This is a genomic window from Rahnella sp. CG8 (assembly GCF_023701875.1).
Taxonomy (GTDB): domain Bacteria; phylum Pseudomonadota; class Gammaproteobacteria; order Enterobacterales; family Enterobacteriaceae; genus Rahnella; species Rahnella aceris.
On sequence record NZ_JABAED010000006.1, the window covers coordinates 15,337 to 37,717 of the forward strand.

The 22,381-nt window shown below is 52.3% G+C and carries 19 protein-coding genes; 5 read left to right on the top strand and 14 right to left on the bottom strand.

The window, feature by feature from the left end; all coding sequences use genetic code 11:
* Positions 1–24: 24 nt before the first annotated feature.
* From HGO41_RS07415 to HGO41_RS07440, 6 genes are all read right to left on the bottom strand, one after another.
* The gene (locus HGO41_RS07415; protein WP_250980918.1) at positions 25–1,008 is read right to left on the bottom strand and encodes an SIS domain-containing protein; all 984 of its coding nucleotides are present in this window, start codon (positions 1,006–1,008) and stop codon (positions 25–27) included.
* Positions 1,009–1,078: 70 nt separating this feature from the next.
* Positions 1,079–1,897, bottom strand: a complete 819-nt coding sequence (locus HGO41_RS07420) for an ABC transporter permease (protein WP_250980919.1) — start codon at positions 1,895–1,897, stop codon at positions 1,079–1,081.
* Positions 1,894–2,805 (bottom strand): ABC transporter permease, encoded by a 912-nt coding sequence (locus HGO41_RS07425; RefSeq protein ID WP_250980920.1) that lies wholly within the window; start codon positions 2,803–2,805, stop codon positions 1,894–1,896. Before HGO41_RS07425 ends, HGO41_RS07420 begins: the two co-directional genes overlap by 4 nt.
* A gap of 2 nt (positions 2,806–2,807) precedes the next feature.
* Entirely contained in the window at positions 2,808–3,935 is a 1,128-nt protein-coding gene (locus HGO41_RS07430) for an ABC transporter ATP-binding protein (RefSeq protein WP_250980921.1), read from the bottom strand.
* Between the two features lie 90 nt (positions 3,936–4,025).
* Entirely contained in the window at positions 4,026–5,075 is a 1,050-nt protein-coding gene (locus HGO41_RS07435) for an ABC transporter substrate-binding protein (RefSeq protein WP_250980922.1), read from the bottom strand.
* 518 nt (positions 5,076–5,593) lie between these two features.
* Positions 5,594–6,373, bottom strand: a complete 780-nt coding sequence (locus HGO41_RS07440; protein ID WP_250980923.1) for a GntR family transcriptional regulator — start codon at positions 6,371–6,373, stop codon at positions 5,594–5,596.
* 261 nt (positions 6,374–6,634) lie between these two features.
* On the opposite strand from HGO41_RS07440, the gene HGO41_RS07445 reads away from it, so the two are divergent.
* The gene (locus HGO41_RS07445) at positions 6,635–7,381 is read left to right on the top strand and encodes an SDR family oxidoreductase (RefSeq protein WP_250980924.1); all 747 of its coding nucleotides are present in this window, start codon (positions 6,635–6,637) and stop codon (positions 7,379–7,381) included.
* 951 nt (positions 7,382–8,332) lie between these two features.
* On the opposite strand, the gene HGO41_RS07450 is transcribed toward HGO41_RS07445, so the two are convergent.
* The 4 genes from HGO41_RS07450 to HGO41_RS07465 all read right to left on the bottom strand — a co-directional run bounded on the left by HGO41_RS07450 (position 8,333) and on the right by HGO41_RS07465 (position 14,407).
* Positions 8,333–9,073 (bottom strand): SDR family oxidoreductase, encoded by a 741-nt coding sequence (locus HGO41_RS07450; protein WP_013575230.1) that lies wholly within the window; start codon positions 9,071–9,073, stop codon positions 8,333–8,335.
* Between the two features lie 448 nt (positions 9,074–9,521).
* Entirely contained in the window at positions 9,522–12,611 is a 3,090-nt protein-coding gene (locus HGO41_RS07455; protein WP_013575229.1) for an efflux RND transporter permease subunit, read from the bottom strand.
* The gene (locus tag HGO41_RS07460) at positions 12,608–13,717 is read right to left on the bottom strand and encodes an efflux RND transporter periplasmic adaptor subunit (RefSeq protein WP_013575228.1); all 1,110 of its coding nucleotides are present in this window, start codon (positions 13,715–13,717) and stop codon (positions 12,608–12,610) included. The genes HGO41_RS07455 and HGO41_RS07460 overlap by 4 nt, the downstream gene beginning before the upstream one ends.
* A 75-nt stretch (positions 13,718–13,792) precedes the next feature.
* On the bottom strand, positions 13,793–14,407 hold the full coding sequence (locus HGO41_RS07465) for a TetR/AcrR family transcriptional regulator (RefSeq protein WP_013575227.1): 615 nt from the start codon (positions 14,405–14,407) through the stop codon (positions 13,793–13,795).
* An 89-nt stretch (positions 14,408–14,496) separates the two neighbouring features.
* Between HGO41_RS07465 and HGO41_RS07470 the strand changes: the two genes are divergently transcribed.
* Together HGO41_RS07470 and HGO41_RS07475 are read left to right on the top strand one after the other, a co-directional pair.
* The gene (locus tag HGO41_RS07470; protein WP_250980925.1) at positions 14,497–15,948 is read left to right on the top strand and encodes an efflux transporter outer membrane subunit; all 1,452 of its coding nucleotides are present in this window, start codon (positions 14,497–14,499) and stop codon (positions 15,946–15,948) included.
* Positions 15,949–16,041: 93 nt separating this feature from the next.
* Positions 16,042–16,827 (top strand): NAD(P)-binding domain-containing protein, encoded by a 786-nt coding sequence (locus HGO41_RS07475; protein WP_013575225.1) that lies wholly within the window; start codon positions 16,042–16,044, stop codon positions 16,825–16,827.
* Between the two features lie 199 nt (positions 16,828–17,026).
* Here the strand turns inward: HGO41_RS07475 and HGO41_RS07480 are convergent, their stop codons facing one another.
* From HGO41_RS07480 to HGO41_RS07490, 3 genes are all read right to left on the bottom strand, one after another.
* A complete protein-coding gene (locus tag HGO41_RS07480) occupies positions 17,027–17,845 on the bottom strand; it encodes an oxidoreductase (protein WP_250980926.1) in 819 nt (272 codons plus the stop codon).
* Between the two features lie 132 nt (positions 17,846–17,977).
* Positions 17,978–18,760: an SDR family NAD(P)-dependent oxidoreductase gene (locus HGO41_RS07485; RefSeq protein ID WP_250980927.1), complete on the bottom strand. Its 783-nt coding sequence runs from the start codon at positions 18,758–18,760 to the stop codon at positions 17,978–17,980.
* A gap of 60 nt (positions 18,761–18,820) precedes the next feature.
* Positions 18,821–19,912 (bottom strand): alkene reductase, encoded by a 1,092-nt coding sequence (locus HGO41_RS07490; protein ID WP_121019408.1) that lies wholly within the window; start codon positions 19,910–19,912, stop codon positions 18,821–18,823.
* A gap of 133 nt (positions 19,913–20,045) precedes the next feature.
* Here HGO41_RS07490 and HGO41_RS07495 point away from each other — a divergent pair, with 133 nt between their 5' ends.
* Positions 20,046–20,609 carry a TetR/AcrR family transcriptional regulator gene (locus tag HGO41_RS07495; protein WP_015689776.1) on the top strand — a complete coding sequence of 188 codons (564 nt, stop codon included), beginning with the start codon at positions 20,046–20,048 and terminating at the stop codon, positions 20,607–20,609.
* Between the two features lie 14 nt (positions 20,610–20,623).
* Here HGO41_RS07495 and HGO41_RS07500 read toward each other — a convergent pair whose 3' ends face one another.
* A complete protein-coding gene (locus tag HGO41_RS07500; protein ID WP_013575220.1) occupies positions 20,624–21,367 on the bottom strand; it encodes a GntR family transcriptional regulator in 744 nt (247 codons plus the stop codon).
* A gap of 234 nt (positions 21,368–21,601) precedes the next feature.
* Between HGO41_RS07500 and HGO41_RS07505 the strand changes: the two genes are divergently transcribed.
* Positions 21,602–22,381, top strand: coding sequence for an ABC transporter substrate-binding protein (locus tag HGO41_RS07505; protein WP_112151855.1), 780 nt, complete (start codon positions 21,602–21,604; stop codon positions 22,379–22,381).

The following is a 22,381-nucleotide window of genomic DNA, read 5'->3' on the forward strand; positions in this document are numbered from 1 at the left end:
CCAGCGAACCGCCTCCTGGTTTATTTAATATTCAAGCTTCCACATGTAGCGGCGAACGGTGAGCGGGTGGCCTTTTGCCTCCCCAAGCTTGTTTGCGTAGTTGCGCAGGACGGGCGAAAAGATGAGAGGGGTCACGTATTCTGCAACGCTTTCTGGCAGTTTTGACACTCCAAAATCATTTGCATCAAGGACCGTTACACGCTTGCTGTACTTTTCTGCGAAGGCAAGCGCGCGTTCATCGACTTCCCGTGACGGACCGACACCGATCAACTGGATAAATGGTACATCGAAATCCGTGATCTCAAACGGACCGTGGAAGTACTCGCCCGCATGAATGGCGGCAGAGTGAACCCACTGCATCTCCTGAAGGATGCAGATAGCGAAAGAGTAGGCCACGCCGTAATTCGAGCCCGAAGCCATCGTGTATATGATGGCTTCCCGCTTATGAGCTTCTGCAAATTCTGCGATTGCCGACTCGTGATCCTTGACAACGGATTCGACGATAGCAGGGAGGGCCGCCAGCGCCTGGTTGAGATCCTTGACCTTCTTATTTCCTTCGCGAGCTTCAAGGATACCAAAAGTAAGACGGGTGAGAACAGAAGCCGAATGAATCGGGGAAATCGTTGTAGGTTCGTGAATGTAAGTTACCGTGTATTCGGAAGCGATATCCAGCGGGCTACCGAGGTCATGCGTTAGAGAAATTGTCAGAGCGCCTGCTTTGCGGGCAATTTCCGCCGCTTCGACCGTTTCCGGCGTATTGCCAGAGTGAGAGCAAAGAATTACGACTGACGACTCTCCAAGTCGCTTCGGTGCACGAGCTTTGAACTCAGCGGCATTCAGCGCGATACCATTGAGTTGTTCAGCTTCGCGCTCGACGATGTACTGGTTCGGTAACATATGAGCGTAGGAACCGCCGCAAGCGACAAAGTAAATGTCCGTGACGCTTTTGCGCTCTGCAACGGCACGCAACGCGTCTGCGATCTGGTTATCAGTCTTTTCGGTAGTCATTTGATACTTTCCTTAACATTTTCTGGGAGTTGAAAGGCACACACTTTGTGCTTGGTCTGACCAATTTTGGTCAATTAGGTTGACGCGGCCTGAAGATTTGTCCGAGTACAATCAACAGGACCGAGACGGCAATCAGGCATGTCGAGATGGCGGCGATCGTCGGATCAACCTGGTCTCGAAGCGCGTTAAACATACGCCGGTTCAGAGTTGCTCCGGTTCCAGTCGATATAAACATAGCTACAACGACCTCATCGAAAGATGCAAAGAAGGAGAAGAGCATCGCGGATATCACTGAAAATTTGATCTGCGGTAACGTCACTGTGAAAAATGCGTAAGTACGTGTAGCACCGAGGCTTCTTGCGGCTTGCTCCTGTGTTGAGTCGTACGACGCGAGGCCTGCTGTGACGACAATCATGACGAATGGGAGTGCAAGCGCTGTATGCATCAATGTCAGACCGAGGGTCGTATTAACCAAGCCAACTTTTGCAAAAACAAACAGCGCTCCGATTCCCAACAGAATGATCGGTACCGCCATCGGCAAGGCAAAAAGTCCAAAAAGGACAGTCCGTCCGAAGACCCGACCGGCCCAGAGGCCATACGCTGCTGCTGTCCCAATGATCGTAGCGCAGGTCATAGAAAGTAAACCAACACGCACTGAGATGAAGGTTGCGCGCATCCATGCGTCAGAACTGAAATAGTTCTCGTACCAGCGAAACGACAATGCTCGTGGTGGGAATTCCAGATAGTCCGATGCCGAAAAGGACATCGGGATTACGATAAGCGTCGGCGCAACCAGGAATATACCTGTCAGTACTGCAAGTACGTAAAGCCACAGACGCTGTAAATGAGTGATCTGTGTACTTGAGGCGGGTCGAAGTAACCACTTCATCGGAACACCCCTTGCCCTGTTTTTTTGGCGATAATCGAAGCAACAATGATAAGAATGACGGTAATGAGAAGTAGAACGACCCCCAAAGAACTGGCCGCTCCCCAACTTGAGTAAAGTCGAATATTTGCATCAATTCGCATCGCAGCCATGATCACACGTCCGCCGCCTAAAACTGCAGGTGTCACATAGAATCCCAGGCACAACACGAAGACGATGAGCGTGCCGGAGAGGAAACCGGGCAGCGATAAGGGGAAATAGACATCGCGGAATGCACGAGAAGGGCTCGCACCTAGATTTGACGCTGCTGTCATCAGGTCGCTGTTAATCGCTTTCATTGACGCATACAGCGGTAGCACCATAAACGGCAGCATGATGTGGACCATACCAATAAGTGCACCGAGAAGATTGTGGCTCAGTTCAAGCGGCGTATTGATAATCCCTAATTTCATCAGTGCATGGTTAATGATGCCTTGGTTCTGGAGAAGGACAAGCCATGCATACGTTCGCACCAGAACTGCCGTCCAGAAAGGAAGGAGCACGACGAGAAGCGCAGCATTCTGAAATCGCTCCGGCAGTTGAACGAGAAGATATGCAAGCGGATAGCCGAATAAGGCAACAAGAACCGTGGTATAGAGTGAAACCGCGAAGGTCATCCTGAAAACTTCAGCGTAAATGGGAGTACTCCACAAACGCTCATAGTTTTCAAAGGTGAACGTTCCATTCTGTTCAACGAAGGACAGAAACACCATCACACTCAGTGGCAAAACAATAGTTACCAGAATCAATGCCACACCGGGAATAGCAAGCGAAGTCAGTCCCAAACTCTCCAGCCGACCAGCGCGATGGAGAGCATTTTCATTTTGCTTTGGTGTAACACTTGGGGTAACAGGAAGCATAGCAATTGTCATGGTTATACCTCCTTGTCGTTTGCGACAATAATGCTTTCACTCTCAGGAAGGACCACTGTTATCTGTGAACCAACCTGCGGGAGGCTCGCGTGCCCGACATGTGTATTATGACGCCGCATGCTTATTAGATTTCCGTCCGCGAGTCGAATGAAAATTAAACAGCTGTCTCCCTGGAACAGAATTCGTTCAAGGATTCCATAGAAGTGATTAGAATCTTGGTGTTCCACATGTGAACTGAAAAGTTCAAGCTTTTCCGGTCGTATGACAAGCAATCCTGTCTTACCGACGGACGTATTCAATGCAATTTTTAGCGGCTTACCGTCATATGTGTACCCCGAGTCTGTAACCGTAACTCGCAGGAACGATGATTCACCCATAAATGCAGCGACGAAAGCACTATTTGGGGCATTGTAAATTCGGTCAGGTGTATCGTTCTGCGAAATTTTCCCACGGTGAAGAACGGCAATACGATCAGACATAGTCAGCGCTTCCCGCTGGTCATGTGTAACAAGGACCGTAGTCATACCAAGGCGCTCATGCATGGCTCTAATTTCAACTTGCATGAGTTCACGCAGATTTTTATCGAGAGCCGAGAGAGGCTCGTCCATCAGGAGGATCTTGGGCCTTGATACAATAGCTCGGGCAAGTGCGATACGTTGTCGTTGGCCACCGGACAGCTCTGAAATGTGCCTCGATTCATATCCTTGCAATTGAACCGTCTCAAGGACTTCAGCTACCGCAGCCTTAATTTCTGGTTTCGAGCGACCAAGAATTTTCAGTGGATATGCGATATTGGCGAACACACTCATATGCGGGAAGAGCGCGTAACTCTGGAACATCATACCGATGCCGCGGCGATGCGGGGGCGTAAGTACGATCTCCTCCTCTCCAAATTTGATCGATCCATGATCAGGCCGAATAAAACCTGCAAGGGCCATCAGAAGCGTGGTTTTCCCCGACCCCGATGGGCCTAGCAAAGTCATGAACTCGCCACTCTTGATGTCAAGGCTAACGTTGTTAAGTGCTGGTACTTTTCCGTATGTCTTAGTGATATTATTTATGGAAATTGGCAGCGACTTTCCGTCGGAAACGTTGGTTTTGAATGCAGTGGTATTATCTATTAGCGACACTGGACACCTTCTCTCGATATTGAGGTTGCTATACTAAAATGAAGTCAAATCAAAAGTGGCGGCGACCAGGTCGCCACCATTTCACGCAGTTCATTTAGACAGAATCATATTGTCGAAAGCCTCGGATAGGGTTGTACCGTTCTTGCCCCAGAAGTCGACATTAGTCGGGTATTGTTGCTTCGCATTCTCCGGGGAAGATGCAAGGCGAGACAGGGTCTTTTCGTCGTATTGAGCGTAGGCCTTAAGATTGGCGCCGCCATAGGCCATATATTTCGGAAGATTTTTAATATACTCAGGTTTGGAAATCTCCTTGATAAACCTGATCGCATTGTTTGTGTGAGGAGCCCCCTTCACTACCGCATAGCAATCGCTATCCAGAAGGCCGTCTTTATAGTTGATTTTGAACGGCGCGCCATCGTCAATTGCGGCCTGGAGACGACCATTCCAGCCATAAATCATGTCGACCTCGCCGTCCTTCACCAGTTGAGTAGCCTGAGCACCACTATCCCACCAGATTGCGTACGGCTTGAGTTCTGCAATCTTGTCAAATGCAGCTTTCTTACCCGCATCAGTCGAGAGGAAATCGTAAACCTCAGATGGCGAGTGACCAAGTGCAAGTGCAGCCGCTTCCAGATTTCCACGCGGACTACGGAATAGTCCACGTTTGCCTGGGAATTTTTTGACATCCCAGAAATCCTGCATGGTTTTCGGGCCGTTGTTTCCATATTTTTTGGTGCTATAAGCAACTACTGTTGAGAAAACGCTGTTACCTACGCAATAATCATTCACTGAACCAGGTACGAAATCTTTACGGTCAACAATGTCTGAAGGAAGCTTGATTATGACGCCAGCATCCACTGCAAGTTGAACCTCACCCATATTGAGAGAAATGATGTCCCAGCTGACTGCGCCGGCATCAACCTGCGCCCTTGCCTCAGTCCAGCTTTGAGAAGTGTCCTCCTCAAAAGTCCAACCAAGCGCTTTAGCGGCAGGTTCCCAGAGCGCCTTTTTCTGAGCTTCTTGCGAAATTCCACCCGCGCCCACTATGACGATGTCCGCTGCACTCGCTGAAACCATCCCGCCAAGCATAATTAGTGCCGATGCGGAAAAAACCGCAAGACGATGACGTATGTAATTCATTTCAACCTCTTTTTTTAAAAGTTGTGACTGAATTGCCCGTTACAGAAGAGAGATTCGCCATACTTACAGCTCTTTGAACTGAAAGATGTTTTTTCTCTGATGTTGCGCTCTGAATGCGGTGGCAAATTAATCGTCAAAGAAAATTAACTACGTGCAAATGTGAAACTGACCGCCAATTGGTGTATACCAACTTAGATATCAAAAAAACCAGTGTCAATTTAATATTACCAAAATGTGACTAATTATAAGTAAATTGTATAGTGAGTCACATTTTCATTACCTCTTTGCGTGAAATTCCCAACAAGTTAGGATTGACATAAAAGGCGATCGAATATCATGCATCTATATGTTTTTGCTGATAAAAATAAAATTTGAAGTATTTTGAGAAGATGAAAGTAAAACGGCTGACAAGCAATGGAATTTGCTTGTCAGATTGATGTATACCAAGAGGTATCTGGCTGGGAGAGGCGCTATAAAAGGGGAAATTGAAGGCTATATAAACTCAGCTAACTGCTGGTTTATAGAGGCTCATCGTTCATCATCATTGTTACCATCGGGGTTGTTCCCGAAAGAGCTTGACCACTATTGGTAATTGAGAAGCTCACGTAATCGGGGTGATTAAGTGAACAGAGATATTCAAATGGGGTTCCGTCAGAAGTAATACTTATTGCTACAAATTTCAAGACGGATGTCCCCCAGGGTATGTTCAAAAAATCTGACTCTTCTTCTGTTGCTCGATGAATACTTACGCGCGATGATTTGCTATGGAGATTAAACAGGTATTTATTCCGTATATGAACATACAATGATTTATTCTCAATGACATCAGCAGCAGAAAGCCCGGGTACCAGTCTGGCCGGAATCTGGGAGAACTCCAGGCATACTGGAACTCCGTCTACGGTGCGCAATCTCTGGATAGAGAGAACTGGATCGCCAACGGCTATGGAGAGCATATTCGCTATATGCTTATCAGCAACATTTCTTTCGAAAAAGAGGAGCCTAGATCCGGGCACATGCCCCGCTTTCTTAACCACATCAGAAACACTGTAAGCTACGTGCTCGCTTATTGGCCGGTCAAACAGGAGATCAGGAAGATAAGTGCCGCTAGTTCCTCGACGCTCCAGCACCCCCATCTGTACAAGGCGTTCGATCGCTTTTCTGATCGTCACCCGGCTTGTTCCAAATTTCTGAGAGAGTTCCCGTTCTGATGGAAAGCGGCTGCCAGGCTCGAATTCACGTCGTTGAATTGATTGCAGCAGTTCTTGCTGGAGTTGGATGTACATTGGTTCTATATCCAAGGGCTTTCCATTCCAATTGGTATGCGTAAAGTGGTACATAGCTCACTATTATAGGCAAAGTTTTTCCGTTGGCTATTAACTTTTCATTGAATAGCATTGACACATTGGTATACACCAATCTAAATTGAGACTGTATCAGATATATTGATGCGAACTTGTACCGCTTCACACCTCCCAAGTTTGCGCCTGATTGGATTTACTCTAACTGGTCATGGCGTAATAGCGGTTCGTACAGTCAGGTTACTGAGGAAGAAGAAGACCATGAAACTTAAAGGTAAAACAGCCGTTATCACTGGAGCCGGGCGCGGAATTGGTCGTGCCACAGCACTAGCCCTCGCCAAGCAAGGTTGTAACATCGTGCTTGCTGCTATTGAGGAAGACCAGATTGAGGCAGTTGCGGCTGAAGTCCGTGCAGTTGGTGCAGAGGCGCTTGCTGTTAAGACTGACATCCAGTACAAGGCAGAAGTTGCTGCTCTGGCAAAAGCAGCTTTCGATCGTTTCGGTACGGTTGATTTTCTCGTGAATAACGCTGGTGTCGCAATTCATAATTCTATTACCAATACGAAGGTAGAAGACTGGGATTGGATGATGGCTATCAATCTCAGAGGTACCTTCCTTTGTACTCAGGCATTTTTCCAACACATGTGCGACCGACGTAGTGGTCATATCATAAATGTCGTTTCGAGAGCTGGTAAGCAAGCTTCGGCAAAATTTGGTGCGTACGCCGCTTCCAAGTTTGGTATGTTGGGATTAACACAGACAACAGACTCGGAAGGTGTGGAGTTTGGTGTGAAGGCAACTGCAGTTTGCCCAGGTGCAGCTGATACCCAGCAGCGAGCTGAAAACCACGATGATGATCGTTCAACGTTACTTCAACCTGAAGATATTGCGGAATATATCGAGTTCATTGTAACACGCCCCTATCGAGTATTTATTGATGAAGTTTCGCTTATATCTCAGATAAGAAAACCCCGGCCTTCTGGTATGGACCTGAAACCCGGAATCTAGCAGTTCAGACAGCGAGCCTTCACCAGCTATCAAAGGTGATGTGTTTCAGCAAGTCTATAAAGGCCGTCATCGACCGCATAACCGATCGGTGGCGGTTGACTGTTATACAGTAATCCAAAACCTGAAAATATCCTGGGATTTCTTTCAGATTAACTGACGCTAGTACATATGGCCCAGCCGTTGCATGAGCTATTTTTTAACTTATTCCCAGACCATTGCCATCCACTCGCGCAGTTTTATCTCAACCTGATGTCGCCATGAGACGGGTAAATTTGAAGTGGCACACTGAATTTGGCCACCTGAACAGAGGTGATATGCTTACCTCAGAACAACACAGATGCTCCAATGAAAAAAAGAAATTTTAGTGCAGAGTTCAAACGTGAAGCGGCTCAGTTGGTTGTCTGTGCGTGATTGGCACTGAGTCTGCACGAAGTGTACTTGAAGGGCAAGCGACCCGAATTTTGTTTAGTTACCAACTTCGCTCAGATCAAAGCGATTCCCTCGAATAAATTCAGCATTCAAATGCTGGATGCTGGATGCTGGCAACCGCTATAAAATGAGTCCATAATTAAGTCCTAACCAATTTGGTTTATCCATGAAACTTTTATTTCATCAATTGGTTAGAGCTTGGATTCAGGTCCAGTCAGAGGAGCCAAATTCTTGTTTTCATGCCACTTTGCGAATCCCTATATGATTCGAATTCAATGAGTTAGCGTGAAAAGTCTTCCCGATGCATTTTCAGTTTTCCCTCCGCATCGGGAGAATTTGGTGGTCAGATTTGGGGTCATGTTGGTTCGATGACGGAGTGACCCCCAAATGTCTCTTAACGACACAAAAATCCGCAAATTAAACCATCCGCAAAAATCCTTTAAACACGTTGCCCCGGCATCCGTAATTTCTATAAACCAATGAGTGAAAATACGGTTAATAAGCCGCTGAGGCAGATTGAACTCACAAGTGAACCAGTCCGCCATCCACAGCGTACTGGCTTCCGGTTACGTAAGACGCATCATCTGAGAGCAGAAAAAGTGCGACGGCAGCCGCTTCATCAGCTGTACCGGCTCGTCTGAGAGGCACCTGGCTTACTACAAAATCTTCAAACTGTTGCCGCGACTCCTCGGGCATGAAGTGTCTAAAATTAGTCTCGACAGGCCCTGGCACCAGCGTGTTGGCGCGAATGTTGCGTGCAGCCAGCGAGGCGGCCCAGCTTTTTACCATGGCGACAACGGCACCTTTTGTTGCAGCATATAAGCTCGTCATTGGCGCACCTTCATAGACTGAAGACGATGCAGTGACCAACACTGATGCACCTGGGTTCAAAATGTTGGAAAGTGATGCAAGCTGGAGCATAGGCCCGCGAACATTGGCATTCATCATGCGATTAAAGGCGTCGGCCGTAACGGATTCCGGTGCACCAACCTCTGCGTAACCCGCATTCAGCCACAACCCGTCGAGATGCCCCCAGCCGCTGACTGCCGTTGCGAGCGCATCAATGTCTGCCTCACTTGCTGCATCACTTTTCAGGATCAGTGCAGTGTCCGGCAACAGCTTACGGGCCCGGGCCAGACGTTCTTCACTCAGCCCTGTGATGGCAACTTGTCCACCCTCTTTCACAATTCGCAGCGCTCCTGCCAGCCCCATACCGCTGGTGCCCCCCGTTATAAGTACACGTTTACCGTGAAATCTTCCCATAATGACTCCCCTTTAATCGTTATAACCGCCATTTACCTTACGAAAGAACTCCATTACTGCCCATCCCTTCTGAGGGCTTCACAACTACCGGCAGTTAAAGCCGGAGAAGTACTGTTTCCTTTGCTTAATGATCTGAAAGACTGAATTCCAAATACCCGGGCGATCCGCAAACCAGCAACATAACAGATGCGGACACCCGCAATCTGATTTCAGCTCCGCTCACTGCACTCGCAGAAATGAGCACGACAGGAATGAGGTCGAGGCCTTTCTCGGTCAGCGTGCAGAAATCTTTGCGCCTGTCGTCGGGGCCGGGCACCCTCGCAAGAATGCCCTGCTGCTCAAGAAAAGCCAGCCGGGACGGGAAAAACCACAGACCCTTGCCCTGTGACAAGGATCTGTGGTGAGACTGCACGACAAAAATACGCTTCAGCCATTCGTCCGGGACTGCTTACGCTAATTCCGTCCGTGCGTTCTGCTGTTGTTCATCGGGCCGTATCCTGAACCAGATGGCATACATTGCCGGCAGGAAGACCAGCGTGATGATAGTGCCGCCAAACGTCCCGCCAATCAGCGTATAAGCCAGCGTTCCCCAGAACACCGAGTGGGTCAGCGGGATAAACGCCAGAATGGCCGCCATCGCCGTCAGCAACACCGGTCTGGCCCGCTGCACTGTTGCCTCCACCACCGCATGGAATGGCGGCAGCCCTTCCTGTTCGTTGTGATGGATCTGCCCTATCAGGATCAGGGTGTTACGCATCAGGATGCCCGACAGCGCGATTAAGCCGACCAGCGCATTGATGCCAAACGGCTGGTTAAAGAGCAGCAGCGTTGGCACCACCCCAATCAGCCCCAGCGGCGCGGTGAGGAAGACCATCACCATCGCCGACATTGACCGCACCTGCAGGATAATAATCAACAGCGTCATGGCAATCATGATCGGGAACAGCGGTGCCATCGCCTCGGTGGCTTTCCCGGATTCTTCAATAGAACCCGCCTGCTCGATACGGTATCCGGCCGGGAGCGTATCAATGACCGGCTGTAACGCTTTGATCATTGCCGTGGAGACATCCGGCGGCTGCAGGTTTTCGGCAATGTCTCCCCGCACGGTAATGGTCGGCGTACGATCGCGACGGCGCAGAACAGGATCTTCCATTTGCACCTCAACCTCCCCGATCTGCGACAGCGGAATGCGCTGGCCGGAAGAACCCACTAAGGTAAAACCGGCGATTTTTTCCGGATCAAGCCGGATATCTCCTGCCGCCCGCCCCATCACCTGCACCGAACGGATATCTTCACGCACCGAGGTGATCGGAACCCCTGAAAGCAGGAACTGAAGCTGTTGCGCGACCGCATTCGATGTCAGCCCCACCGCCTGCAGGCGATCCTGATTGAGCGTGAAATGCAGCGCCGGTACACGCGGCCCCCAGTCGGTGTTGACGGTCCTCATCATCGGGCTGGCCTGCATCACCTTTTCGACCTTGTCTGCAATTTCGCGCAGTTTATCAGGATCCGGCCCCATCACCCGGTAGGCCACCGGATAAGGAGAATACGGACCGAACACCAGTTGGGTCACACGCACGCGCGCCTCAGGTGCCAGGCCGCTGGCCGCCGCTTCACGTAGCCTGAACTTGAGCGCCTCGCGTGCTTCCTGACTGTCCGTCAGCACGACAATTTTCGCAAACGACGGGTCAGGCAGCTCAGGTGCCATGGCCAGATAAAAACGCGGTGAACCCTGCCCGATGTAGGACGTGACGATTTTTGCCTCTTTCTGCTTTCTCAGCCAGGCTTCGATTTTCGCCGTGGTGGCGCTGGTCTGCTCAATAGAAGTGCCATAAGGCATCTGCACTTCAACCAGTACTTCCGGGCGGTCAGAGGTCGGGAAAAATTGTTTTTTCACCAGCCCCATGCCAAGTATAGCGACCGTAAAGACGGCAATAACGGTACCGGCGACTATCCACTTGCGCGCGATGACGCGGGTCAGCACCCGGCGAAAACGGTTGTAATGACGGGTGTCGTAAATCGCCGCATGCCCGCCCTCCACCGTTTTGATTTTCGGCAACATTTTCACGCCCAGATAAGGCGTAAACACTACCGCCACAATCCAGGAAGCAATCAGGGCGATACCGACAATCCAGAACATGTTGCTGGTGTATTCACCGGCAGTGGACTGGGCAAAACCGTTGGGCATGAATCCGACGGCGGTGACCAGCGTGCCTGCCAGCATCGGGGCTGCCGTGTGACTCCAGGCATAGGCCGAGGCTTTGATGCGGTCGTAGCCCTCTTCCATTTTCACCACCATCATCTCGATGGCGATGATGGCATCATCGACCAGCAACCCGAGCGCCAGGATCAGCGAGCCCAGGGTAATACGGTCAAAGTTTTTGCCGGAAGCCTCCATCACCACAAAGACAATTGCCAGCGTCAGCGGCACCGCGGCGGCAACCACCACGCCCACGCGCCAGCCCATACTGACGAAGCACACCACCATCACCACCAGCAGCGCGACAAAGAATTTGATCATGAACTCGTCAACGGCGGAGCTGATGTTGACTGACTGATCGGTGACCTTGGTCAGGGTCATGCCCAGCGGCATGCCCTCATTGATTTTGGCCGTTTCCGCATCCAGCGCCTTACCCAAATCCAGACCGTTCCAGCCGTCGCGCATAACGATGCCCAGCAGCAGCGCCGGTTCACCCTGATTGCGGATCAGGAAGGTCGCAGGATCTTCGTAGCCTCGTTCAACGGTTGCCACGTCAGAAAGCTGCAAGGTTCTGCCCTGTACGACGATGGGCGTTTCGCGGATTTTCTCCAGTTTGTCGAAGGCGCCATCCAGGCGGATAAAGACCTGCGGCCCTTTGGTATCAATCGAACCGGCGGGCGTCAGGACGTTCTGGCTGTTGAGGGCGGAGAAAATATCCTGAGGCGAAATACCCAGCGTGGCCAGCCGGTCATGCGAGAACGACACAAAGATGCGTTCGGCCTGTTCGCCGATGATATTGACCTTCTTGACCCCCGGCACATGCAGAATTTGCTGGCGCAACGATTCCGCATCGCGCACCAGCAGTCGCTGTGGCTCACCTTTGGCCTTCAGCGCAAAAAGCGCAAAGGTCACGTCAGAGAATTCATCATTGACCATTGGCCCGATGACGCCTGCTGGCAGGTTTTTGGTCTCATCCCCCAGCTTCTTACGTGCCTGATAAAACTCTTCCTGCACCTGTGAAGGCGGTGTGCTGTCCTTCAGCGAAAGCATGGTAAAAGCCAGACCGGGACGCGTGTACGTCTCGCTGCGGTCATACCACTTCAGCTCCTGCATACGCTTTTCCAGCGGTTCAGCCACCTGATCCTGCATTTCCTGCGCGGTGGCACCCGGCCAGGCAGAAATAATGGTCATCTGCTTGACCGTAAACGGCGGATCTTCAGCCCGTCCCAGTTCAAAAAACGAAAGAATACCGGCCACGGTAATCAGGATAATCAGGAACAGCGTGATTGAGCGCTCACGCACGGCGAGCGCAGAAAGATTGAATCGCCCCGCGCTCATGGCTGGCTCCCGGCGACGCTGGCATCGCTTTGTTCGGCCAGGCGTACGGCCTCACCGTCATGCAGCAGATGCGCCCCGAGAGCGACCACCTGCTCTCCCGGCTTAAGGGAACCGGTCACCCTCGCCGCATCGTCACCCAATCCCTGCACCTGCACGGGCCGCCATGACACTTTGGCGGGCTTACCTGAAATCTCCCAGACCCCCGGCCCTTTGCCCGGATCATAGATGGCCGCTAAAGGCACCTGCATCACCTGGCCCGGTAATTTATCGTCTGCAATATGCAGCGTCACGGTGGATCCCAGCGGGGCATTCGCCAGTGCTCCCTCAAGTACATATCTCGCCTCGAAGGTACGGGTTAGCGGATCTGCCGCATCGGAAAGAAGCCGCAGTTTCGCAGGGACAGCCTGTTTACCGGTACCGTACAACGTTGCTTCGGCCTCGCTTCCGGCAACCGGGCGTAACGTCTCAGGCAACTGCACGATGGCCTCGCGTTGCCCTGCTCTGGCCAGCCGGACCACCGGCTGCCCGGCACTGACAACCTGACCGGGTTCAGCCAGCGTATCCATGACCACGCCGTCGGCGTCAGCCAGCAGCACGGCGTAGCCCGTGGCGTTTTGCGCCACATTGGCCTGGGCCTGAGCCGCACTGAGTTCCGCTTTGGCCGTATCCGCGGCGGCCTTTATCTGATCGTAGGCCGATGCCGACACTGCGCCTGCAGCGACCAGACCGCGATAGCGCACCTCGTCATCAGTCGCTTGTCTTGCACGGGCCCGTGCCGCCGCGACGGTCTGTTGCTGAGCCTGTGCCTGCAGACTCAGGTCAACCGGATCCAGACGCATCAATGGCTGACCGCGTTTAACGGTCTGGCCGGTATCGACCAGGCGTTCAAGGATTTTGCCCTGCACTCTGAAACCGAGGTCGCTTTGAATCCGGGCGACAACAACGCCGGTAAATGCGCGGGAGGCATCGGCAGCACTCACCACGGTCGCAGATCTGACCAGAGGAGGCTGAGTACGGGGATCGTCGGTACCGGAAGAGTCGCCGCAGGCCACAAGGGCAAGCGGCAACAGGCAAACAGCAAAGGTGGCAGGATTAAGCCTGAGCATGGGTTCCCTTAATTGAATTAGCAGGACAGTAACCGCATTCTCAGACTAGTGACCAATAATGTCAATAGTCACCACTCAGGGTGACAGACTTCTCAGTATCAGTGAGGACAGGAGCGCCGCAGCCGCCGGTGCCGTTTCCAGATTGTATTGCAACTGTACCGGACTGATGTAAGGCCGCATGACCAGATATATCGCGTGCGCCGCCTCATCCAGCGGCGTTTTTCGTTCAAACTCGCCCGCCTGCCGCCCTTCAACAATGATTTGTTCAATCAGTGTTCTCAGACGCTCTTCATGAGCCTCTGCCGACGGCCACTTATCCCGCGCCGCCACGGCAGCAATGTCATAAAGCTTGCGATCGTGAAAAAACAAATCACTGCCGGCTTCAGTCAGTGCCCTGAATAAACGCCGCAATTTTTCGGAGGCCGACGGGGCATCTGCAATCGCTGAATTGACAATCGCCATGATCATCGCCAGCCGGTTAGTGCAGATCACCTCGCCGATCGCCTGCTTGGAATCGAAAAATTTATAGATGTAGGATTTTGAAAACCCTATTGATTTAGCCAGTTCTGACACCGTGGTTTTCTCGTAACCAAAATGCCCGAAATGCTCTGTGGCAGCGTCAACGACCTGATCACGCACACTGTGATCTGATGGCCCCCTTGGGGGATGTACATTTATGTGTTTAGTCATTTTTCCAGCTTAGCTCAATGAGCCCTGATTGACAACGAGTGACCATTTGGTAATTTAGTCACACTTCAAAACTGACTCAAGGAATATCAATGTTCCCCCTCCGTACTCTTGCACTGGTGGTGAGCAGCGCCTTACTGGCGGGTTGCGCCGTCGGGCCGGATTATCATCGCCCGGATGCCCCCCTTCCTGAACGCTATCAGGCACAGTCTGCCGTCCAGCAGAGAAGCGCCTCCAGACCCGCCAGTTTTGCCGTCTGGTGGGACGGCTTCGGCGATCCCCTGTTAAGTCAGTACGTTACCGACGCCCTCGCGCAGAATCTCGATCTCGCACAGGCCACCGCCCGCATGGCCCAGTCACGCGCCGGACTGGGCGCGGCCACAGCAGCGCTGTTACCTTCAGGGAACGTCAGCGGGCAAGCGGCACGCGCGTATCAGTCGGCCGAAACCCCGCTGGGTCAGGTTCTCAGCGCAACACCGGATTATAATCGCTACGGCAATAGCTATGAAACCGATCTCAACGCAAGCTGGGAGATTGACGTTTTTGGGGGGCTGCGACGCGGGCGTCAGGCTGCACTGGCTGACTATCAGGCTTCCGAAGCGGGTGTCACCGCCACCCGTCTTGCCGTCGCGGCTCAGACTGCCGATACCTATATCACCCTGCGCGGATTACAAACCCGGCTGTCCATCGCGGAGAAACAGGTCAGTACGCAGCAGGAACTGCTGGAAAAGGTACAACTCCTGAATGCTAAAGGACTGGCTCCGGCGTATCAGGTTCGCCAGACCGAAGGGGAACTGGCGCAGGTTCAGGCAACCGTACCGGTTCTCCGTACCGGGCTTGATGCGGCCATGAATGCATTAGATGTCATGCTCGGCACGCCTCCCGGCACCCATCGCAGTGAGTTAGCGTTGCCGGGTGCCATACCGCAGGCTCCGCAGATAACCTCAACGGGCACACCTGCCGACCTGTTGCGCCGCAGACCCGATATTATCGTGGCGGAGCGCCATCTCGCGGCGTCGAGTGCACGTATCGGCGTGGCGGTCAGTGAGTATTATCCGAAGTTTTCACTCAGTGCCCTGCTCGGCAGCGCGACGGCTGTGTCGGGCGACAACCTGTTCTCCGGCGGTGCCAGCCAGTCGGCAGCCGTGCTGGGACTGCGCTGGCGGCTCTTCGATTTTGGTCGCATCAACGCCCAGATAGATCAGGCGAAAGGCCAGGAAGCCGAAGCGCTCGCGGCCTATCGCCTGTCGGTATTACGCGCCACCGAAGACGTCGAAAATGCTTTCTCTGCTCTGGTCAATCGTGAAACACAGGCCGCCACGCTGACCCGCGGTGAAACCGCCCTGGCCAGCGCCCGCCAGTCATCTTTTATCGCTTACCGGCAGGGAACGGCCAGCCTGATGGACGTCCTGCACAACGATGAAACCCTGTTACAGGCTTCCGACGCCAGGGCGCAGGCGCAGACAGAATCTGCGCGCGCGGCTGTTGCAACGTTCAGGGCGCTCGGCGGAGGCTGGCAGCCACCGGAAACGGCCACACCATAAGATGCCGCAGATCTTCCCTTACTTGTGTCACAGACGTGACGACCTTTTTACCGTTGATAACACGACAGAGCCGTACTGATAACCGGGGGACTGATGAAAAGGATAGGTATTCTGGAGGTAGACGCGTTAACTGAAAAACTGGTACGAGGATTGTTTCTTGCCGCGCCTGATGCACAGGTATTTCTGGTTTCGGGAAACAACGAACGCGCGCGCAAGCTGGGAAGAGAGTTCCCCTGCTGGACGCTGGACAGTTACCAGGATGTCATCAATGAGACTGATGTCATTATTACCGGCGTAGATCGCCATGCTCTGAATGAAATGGCAAATCAGGTGCAGTTGCGAAGCGCGCAAACGCTGGTTTCACTGGTGCCGGGGCTGCCATCACAGAGTCTGCGAAAGCTATTCAGACACACTGATTGTGTCAGACTGATGTTTTCCTTCGCCGCTGAAATCAATAAATCGAGCGTGATCCTGACTGGTGCTGATCAAGAGGTTCAGCGTTTATTTTCCCTGCTGGGCCCCCTGACCGTATTGCCTGACGAGCCGGACTTTGACTTAGCCACGGTCAGTCTTTGTATGAGTCATGGCTTTTATTTTCTGGCGGAGGGCTTAGCGTGCTGGCTGACCGGGAAAGGTATGGCGGATGACACTGCCCGCCAGCTTGTCCTTAACGGTCTGAAAGACTGTGCTGAATATGCGGGTTATCACCCGTCCATCAACCTCGGGGAACTGGGGCAGGATATGTCATCTGCTGCACCCGGTATGTCGCAGGGGGTTGAGGTTCTTGCACGAATGGCGGCGCTTACCCCCTGGCATGTGGCTTCTGATACGGTTTTATCGGAAATTCAGGAAAACCCCGCTGCGCAAATAACCCGCTGAAATGAAATACTCTTTTTTCCAATGTCGAATGACACTCCGAACTCAGAGTGTCGTTTTTGACCGCTAAAATCCTCAGGATTAACCGGCGCATCCGCCTGCGCCAAACAGGCGTCAGAGTCAAAGATATCTTATTAGTGTACGGCTCAGGGGATTTACCGTAGCGTTTAAACGTAAATGCTTTCATCATCTTATTCTTCATTTATTTTTTCGCATCAAGCTGAAGACTTTTGCGCACCACCTTATCCAGGAATGACGCAGGGGCGAATCTGAGAATAAAATTCAACTGACCAGCCAGCTTTCCCGCCGTATAGCGAATCTTTGGACGTGAAGTCTGAGCCGCTTTAACCACCACGTCAGCCACCACCTCCGGACTTTCCGCCTCAGCCATTGCCTTGCTCACCACTTTCGTCAGCTTAGCCCGGATCTGGTCATACTCTTCAAGCCTGGCATCCGGCTCGATATTATTGGCTTCAAACTGTGTTTTCATGTAAGCAGGTTCGATGACAGAAACTCTGATGCCCTGCGTGCGCAGTTCATGATCCAGTGCACCCGAATACCCTTCCACCGCATGCTTACTGGCCGCATAAAGTGCCACATACGGCAACGGAACGATGCCGAGTATCGAACCGATATTGATGATGCGCCCGCTGCCCTGACGGCGCATATGAGGGATCACTGCCCGGCTCAACCTGACGATGCCCAGAAAGTTGGTGTCGAAAATGTGTTTGGCCTGATCGACAGAACTTTCTTCCGCCGCCGCCGGAGCGACCCCAAAGCCCGCATTGTTCACCAGAACATCGATCCGCCCCTCCAGACCCAGCAACTCCTCAATGGCGGCCCCGACAGAAGCGTCGTCGGTCACATCCAGCGTCAGTAACGGAAACGGATGTTTTCCCGCCTGTGAACCACGCCGGCTCGTGCCATATACAGTAAATCCAGCGGCTAAAAGTTTACAGGCAGACGCTTCGCCAATACCTGAGGACGCACCGGTAACCAGTGCTACACGTTTTTTTGTCATGCTGAATAAGGCCTTCATGATGTGTTTAAGGTTTCTCATCGCTGATGAGACGACAGGCTGTAAGGGATTTATGTCGGATTTACCGCTGTGCAGAACAGCCGGAAGACCGTTCTGCACAGTGCACCTCATTGATTACCGTGTTTTATATCGTTCAGCGGCTTCATCTTGTTTGATGTCTGAGAGCAGCGCCTGACGTGAAGCATCGAGGGTGTCCCAGCGGGCAGCATTATGTAAAGGCGGGATGGTGACCAGTTCACGGCGGTCAAAGCCCACCAGTGCGGCATCCACTAACTCGCCCACTTCCATGAATTTTGCCGAGTTACTGATGTCGATACCCGCACGGTCCCAGATTTCCGTATAAGTGCCCGCAGGGAGCACCGCCTGGATATAAATGCCTTTAGATGACAGCTCGACATTCATTCCCTGAGACAGGAAAAGCACAAAGGCTTTGGTTGCACCGTAAACCGTCATGGCAAATTCCGGGGCGAGTCCGACGATGGAACTGATGTTGACGATCGATCCCTCACCCGCTTGCACAAAGCGTGGTGCCACGGCGCTGGCCAGTCTGGTCAGGGCGGTGACGTTAAGCGCGATAAGGCTTTCTATCGAATCAGGCGTCTGCTCGGTAAAACTGCCGGACTGCGCGATACCCGCGTTATTGATAAGGATGCCAATCCGTGTGTCTTCACGCAGACGGGCTTCGACCGCGGCTAAATCACGCGTTTGCGTGAGGTCGGCAGGCAGAACGTCGACAGAAATGCCATTTTCCTGTCGCAGACGCGCGGCCAGTGTTTCTAACTTCGCTTTGTCGCGCGCGACCAGAACCAGGTCGTGGCCCCGGCGGGCAAACCGTTCCGCGTAAACAGCACCAATACCCGTGGATGCGCCTGTGATGAGAACTGAAGCTTTAGTCATAAGTTGATCTTCTTTCTTAATGTGTAAACAAAATCCGCAATGTGCGATGTAGGTAGGGCTTTACTTGCTGGTCTCCGTCAGCGACGGGTAATCGGTATATCCCGCTGCGCCACCGCCATAAAGAGTTTCAGGATTGAGTGAGGCCAGAGGCGCGCCCGTCTTCAGCCTTTCGACCAGATCCGGGTTGGAGATGAACGGACGACCGAACGCGAACAGATCGGCTTTGCCTTGCGCAAGCTGAGCGGACGCCAGTTCCAGGTCATAGCCATTGTTACCGATGTAGGTGTTTTTAAAACGGCGGCGCAGGGAGTCGTAATCGAACGGTGATACATCACGCGGGCCGCCCGTCGCGCCTTCAACCACATGGAGGTACACGATGCCCAATGCATCGAGTTGTTCAGCGAGGTAATCATATTGTGGCTGCGGATCACTGCATGAAATCGCATTAGCAGGTGACACTGGTGAAATGCGTACGCCAGTGCGTTCTGCGCCGATCTCATCTTTTACGGCCGCCGTGACTTCCAGCAGCAGGCGCGCACGATTCCCGACAGAGCCGCCGTACTCATCGGTACGCTGGTTTGCGCCGTCTTTCAGGAACTGTTCCAGCAGATATCCATTCGCGCCGTGGATCTCCACGCCGTCAAATCCGGCGGCAATGGCATTGGCTGCTGCCTTTCTGAAATCGTCGATAATCCCCGGTATTTCCTGCAACGCCAGCGCACGTGGCTCAGAGACATCAGCAAAACCGTTGTTCACAAAGGTCTTGGTCTCAGCACGGATGGCGGACGGCGCAACCGGCGCAGCGCCACCGGGCTGTAAATCGACATGCGAAATTCGTCCTACGTGCCATAGCTGTACAAATATGCACCCGCCTTTGGCATGCACCGCGTCAGTCACTTTGCGCCAGCCATCGATTTGAGCTTGTGTATAGATCCCCGGTGTATCCTGATAACCCTGCGCCTGTGCGGAGATCTGCGTCGCTTCGGTAATCAGCAATCCTGCGGTGGCACGCTGGGCGTAGTAGGTCGCCGCCAGTTCGCCCGGCACCAGCCCCGCTCCGGCCCGGTTACGTGTCAGCGGTGCCATCACGATGTGGTTGGCCAGTGTTATTGAGCCAAGATCATAGGGTTGAAATAGTGGTCGGTTGGTCATGTTTATTCGCCTGCTAAGTGGTGGGTCAAAGGTTAATGTAATGATGATGATCATCATCTATAAAGTCAACCGGTTTGATTATGGTCATCATCAATGTATACTTAAACCCTATTTTTGAGAGGGGCAGGAAAGCATGAAAGTGTCAAAAGAGCAGGTTCGGGAAAACCGGATGCGCATTGTTGAAACGGCCTCAGAACTTTTTCGTGAGCGCGGTTACGATGGCGTGGGCGTCGCGGAACTGATGTCTGCGGCAGGCTTAACCCACGGCGGGTTCTACAAACACTTTGGTTCCAAGGCTGATCTGATGTCGGAGGCGATGAGCTGCGGTTTCAGGCGATCCGCAGAAAGCACGGCAGGTGTAGACCGGGAAAAATTTATTGAATACTACCTCTCCCGACAACATCGGGCTGATATGGGAAAAGGTTGTGTGATGTCGGCACTGGGCGCCGATACAGCCCGTCAGTCTGCGTCAATCAGGGCGGCATTTGCCGCCGGAATTGAACGTCAGCTGGCAGTTTTAGGAAATGAAAAAGAGGTGGAAGGCAGCACGCGTGCCGACCTGATTGACACGATTGCCCATCTTGTCGGTGCGCTGGTGTTATCCCGCGCCTGCCCTGATGATTCGTCTCTTGCGGATGAGATTCTGGAGGTTTGCCGCAGCCGGATTTTGAGCACCGGGATGTCTGGTGATTCATGAGCCTGAACTGAAACCTATTTACCGTGGCTTATGCGAAATGTCACCCGCTGGGGATGGTTTACTGACACTAAATATTCAACCGGTTGATTCAAGCGGTCAGTAATCACCCCCCGATACACCAGAGCAGGACTATGGGGTTGTGCATTTAATAACGTCTGTTCTTCTTCATTCATTAGGGTCACGCGGAGCGTGCCTTCGTCTGAAACGCCTAAAACACCGTAGTTTTCTGCCAGAAGACGATACAGCGAACCGCTCTGCTCAAGCATCTCAGCGGTCAGGTCCGGAATAATCGCCCTTGGCAGGTAGCTGGTTTCCAGACAAAAAGGCTCACCGTCAGCGAGACGCAGGCGTTTAATCATCACCAAAGGGTCGCCAGCCTGAATTTTTAGTAATGCGGCAATACGCGGGCTGGCTTGGGCCTCCTGAAAATAAATCAACCGGCTGCCCGCTACCGCACCATTTAACTCCGTGATTTTGCTGATGCCGTGCTCGATTGTCTGCGTCAGTGGCCGCTGTATCGTGGTCTCAGTCAGCCATGTCCCCTGGTTTCCCCGCCTTTCCAGCATTCCGCTGCTCACAAGCTCATCTGTAATTTTTCGTAATGTCATCCTGCTGATACCCAACAGGCCCGACAGATCACGTTCTGCCGGAATTTGATCACCTTCGTTGAATTCCGTGTTTAACAAATTCAGCAGCACCTGCCTGGCCGCCAGATAGGCTTTCCGCGGGCGGCGTTTACTTTCACTTAACTCAGTCATGGTCTGTTTTATAGCCCAATAAAATTAAAAAACAGGGGTTATTCTAGCCAATGAGTCGTTGATCTGTCACCGGAAATATCCTTCACAGAACGGTAATCACCGATAAAAAAACAGACCATAACATCATAACTTATTATTATACCTGATTAAAATCATTAAATTGATTGCGTATTCTTACCTGCTGGCGTATATCTTTCATGGTACATTTTACGGTATATTTAACGGGAGTGAATGATGAAAAAAACGCTTGCCCTATTTTCCCTTGGCCTTGCGATGATCGGGCTTTCCGGTCACGCATCAGCGCAGCAACAAATCCGGTTTGGTACTGACGCGACATTTCCGCCCTTTGAGTTTAAAGCTGCCGATGGCAGCCTGCAGGGGTTTGATATTGATCTGGGTAATGCGATTTGCGCTCAGCTCAAGGCGAAATGTGTTTGGGTTGAAAACGGATTTGATGGTCTGATCCCCGCGCTTCAGGCGCGTAAATTCGATGCCATTATTTCTTCGTTGTCGATTACAGATGAGCGTAAAAAAGCGATCAACTTCTCCGATAAATTATTCAACACACCGGCGTATCTGGTGGCTTCAAAAGACAGCGGCCTCAAACCTCTGGCCGAATCTCTGCGTGGTAAGCGTGTGGGCGTGCAGCAAGGCTCAGTGTTCGAAGCCTACGCGAAGAAACACTGGCAATCACAAGGCGTCGAACTGGTTTCCTATCCCGCAGCAGAGGCAGTTTACGCCGATTTAGTCGTCGGCCGTCTGGACGCGACGCTGGACGATGCGACGGTGGTGACCACCGCGTTGCTGGACAAACCCCAGGGAAAGAATTTCAGCCTGATTGAACCGCAGGTAAAAGATGATGCCATTTTTGGCCCGGGTACCGGTATTGGCATTTCGAAGCAAAATAGCGAACTGCTGGAACAACTCAACGGGGCGATTAAGGCGATACGCAATGACGGTACTTATGACCGGCTGGCTAAAAAATATTTCAATTTCAATGTGTACGGTGACTGA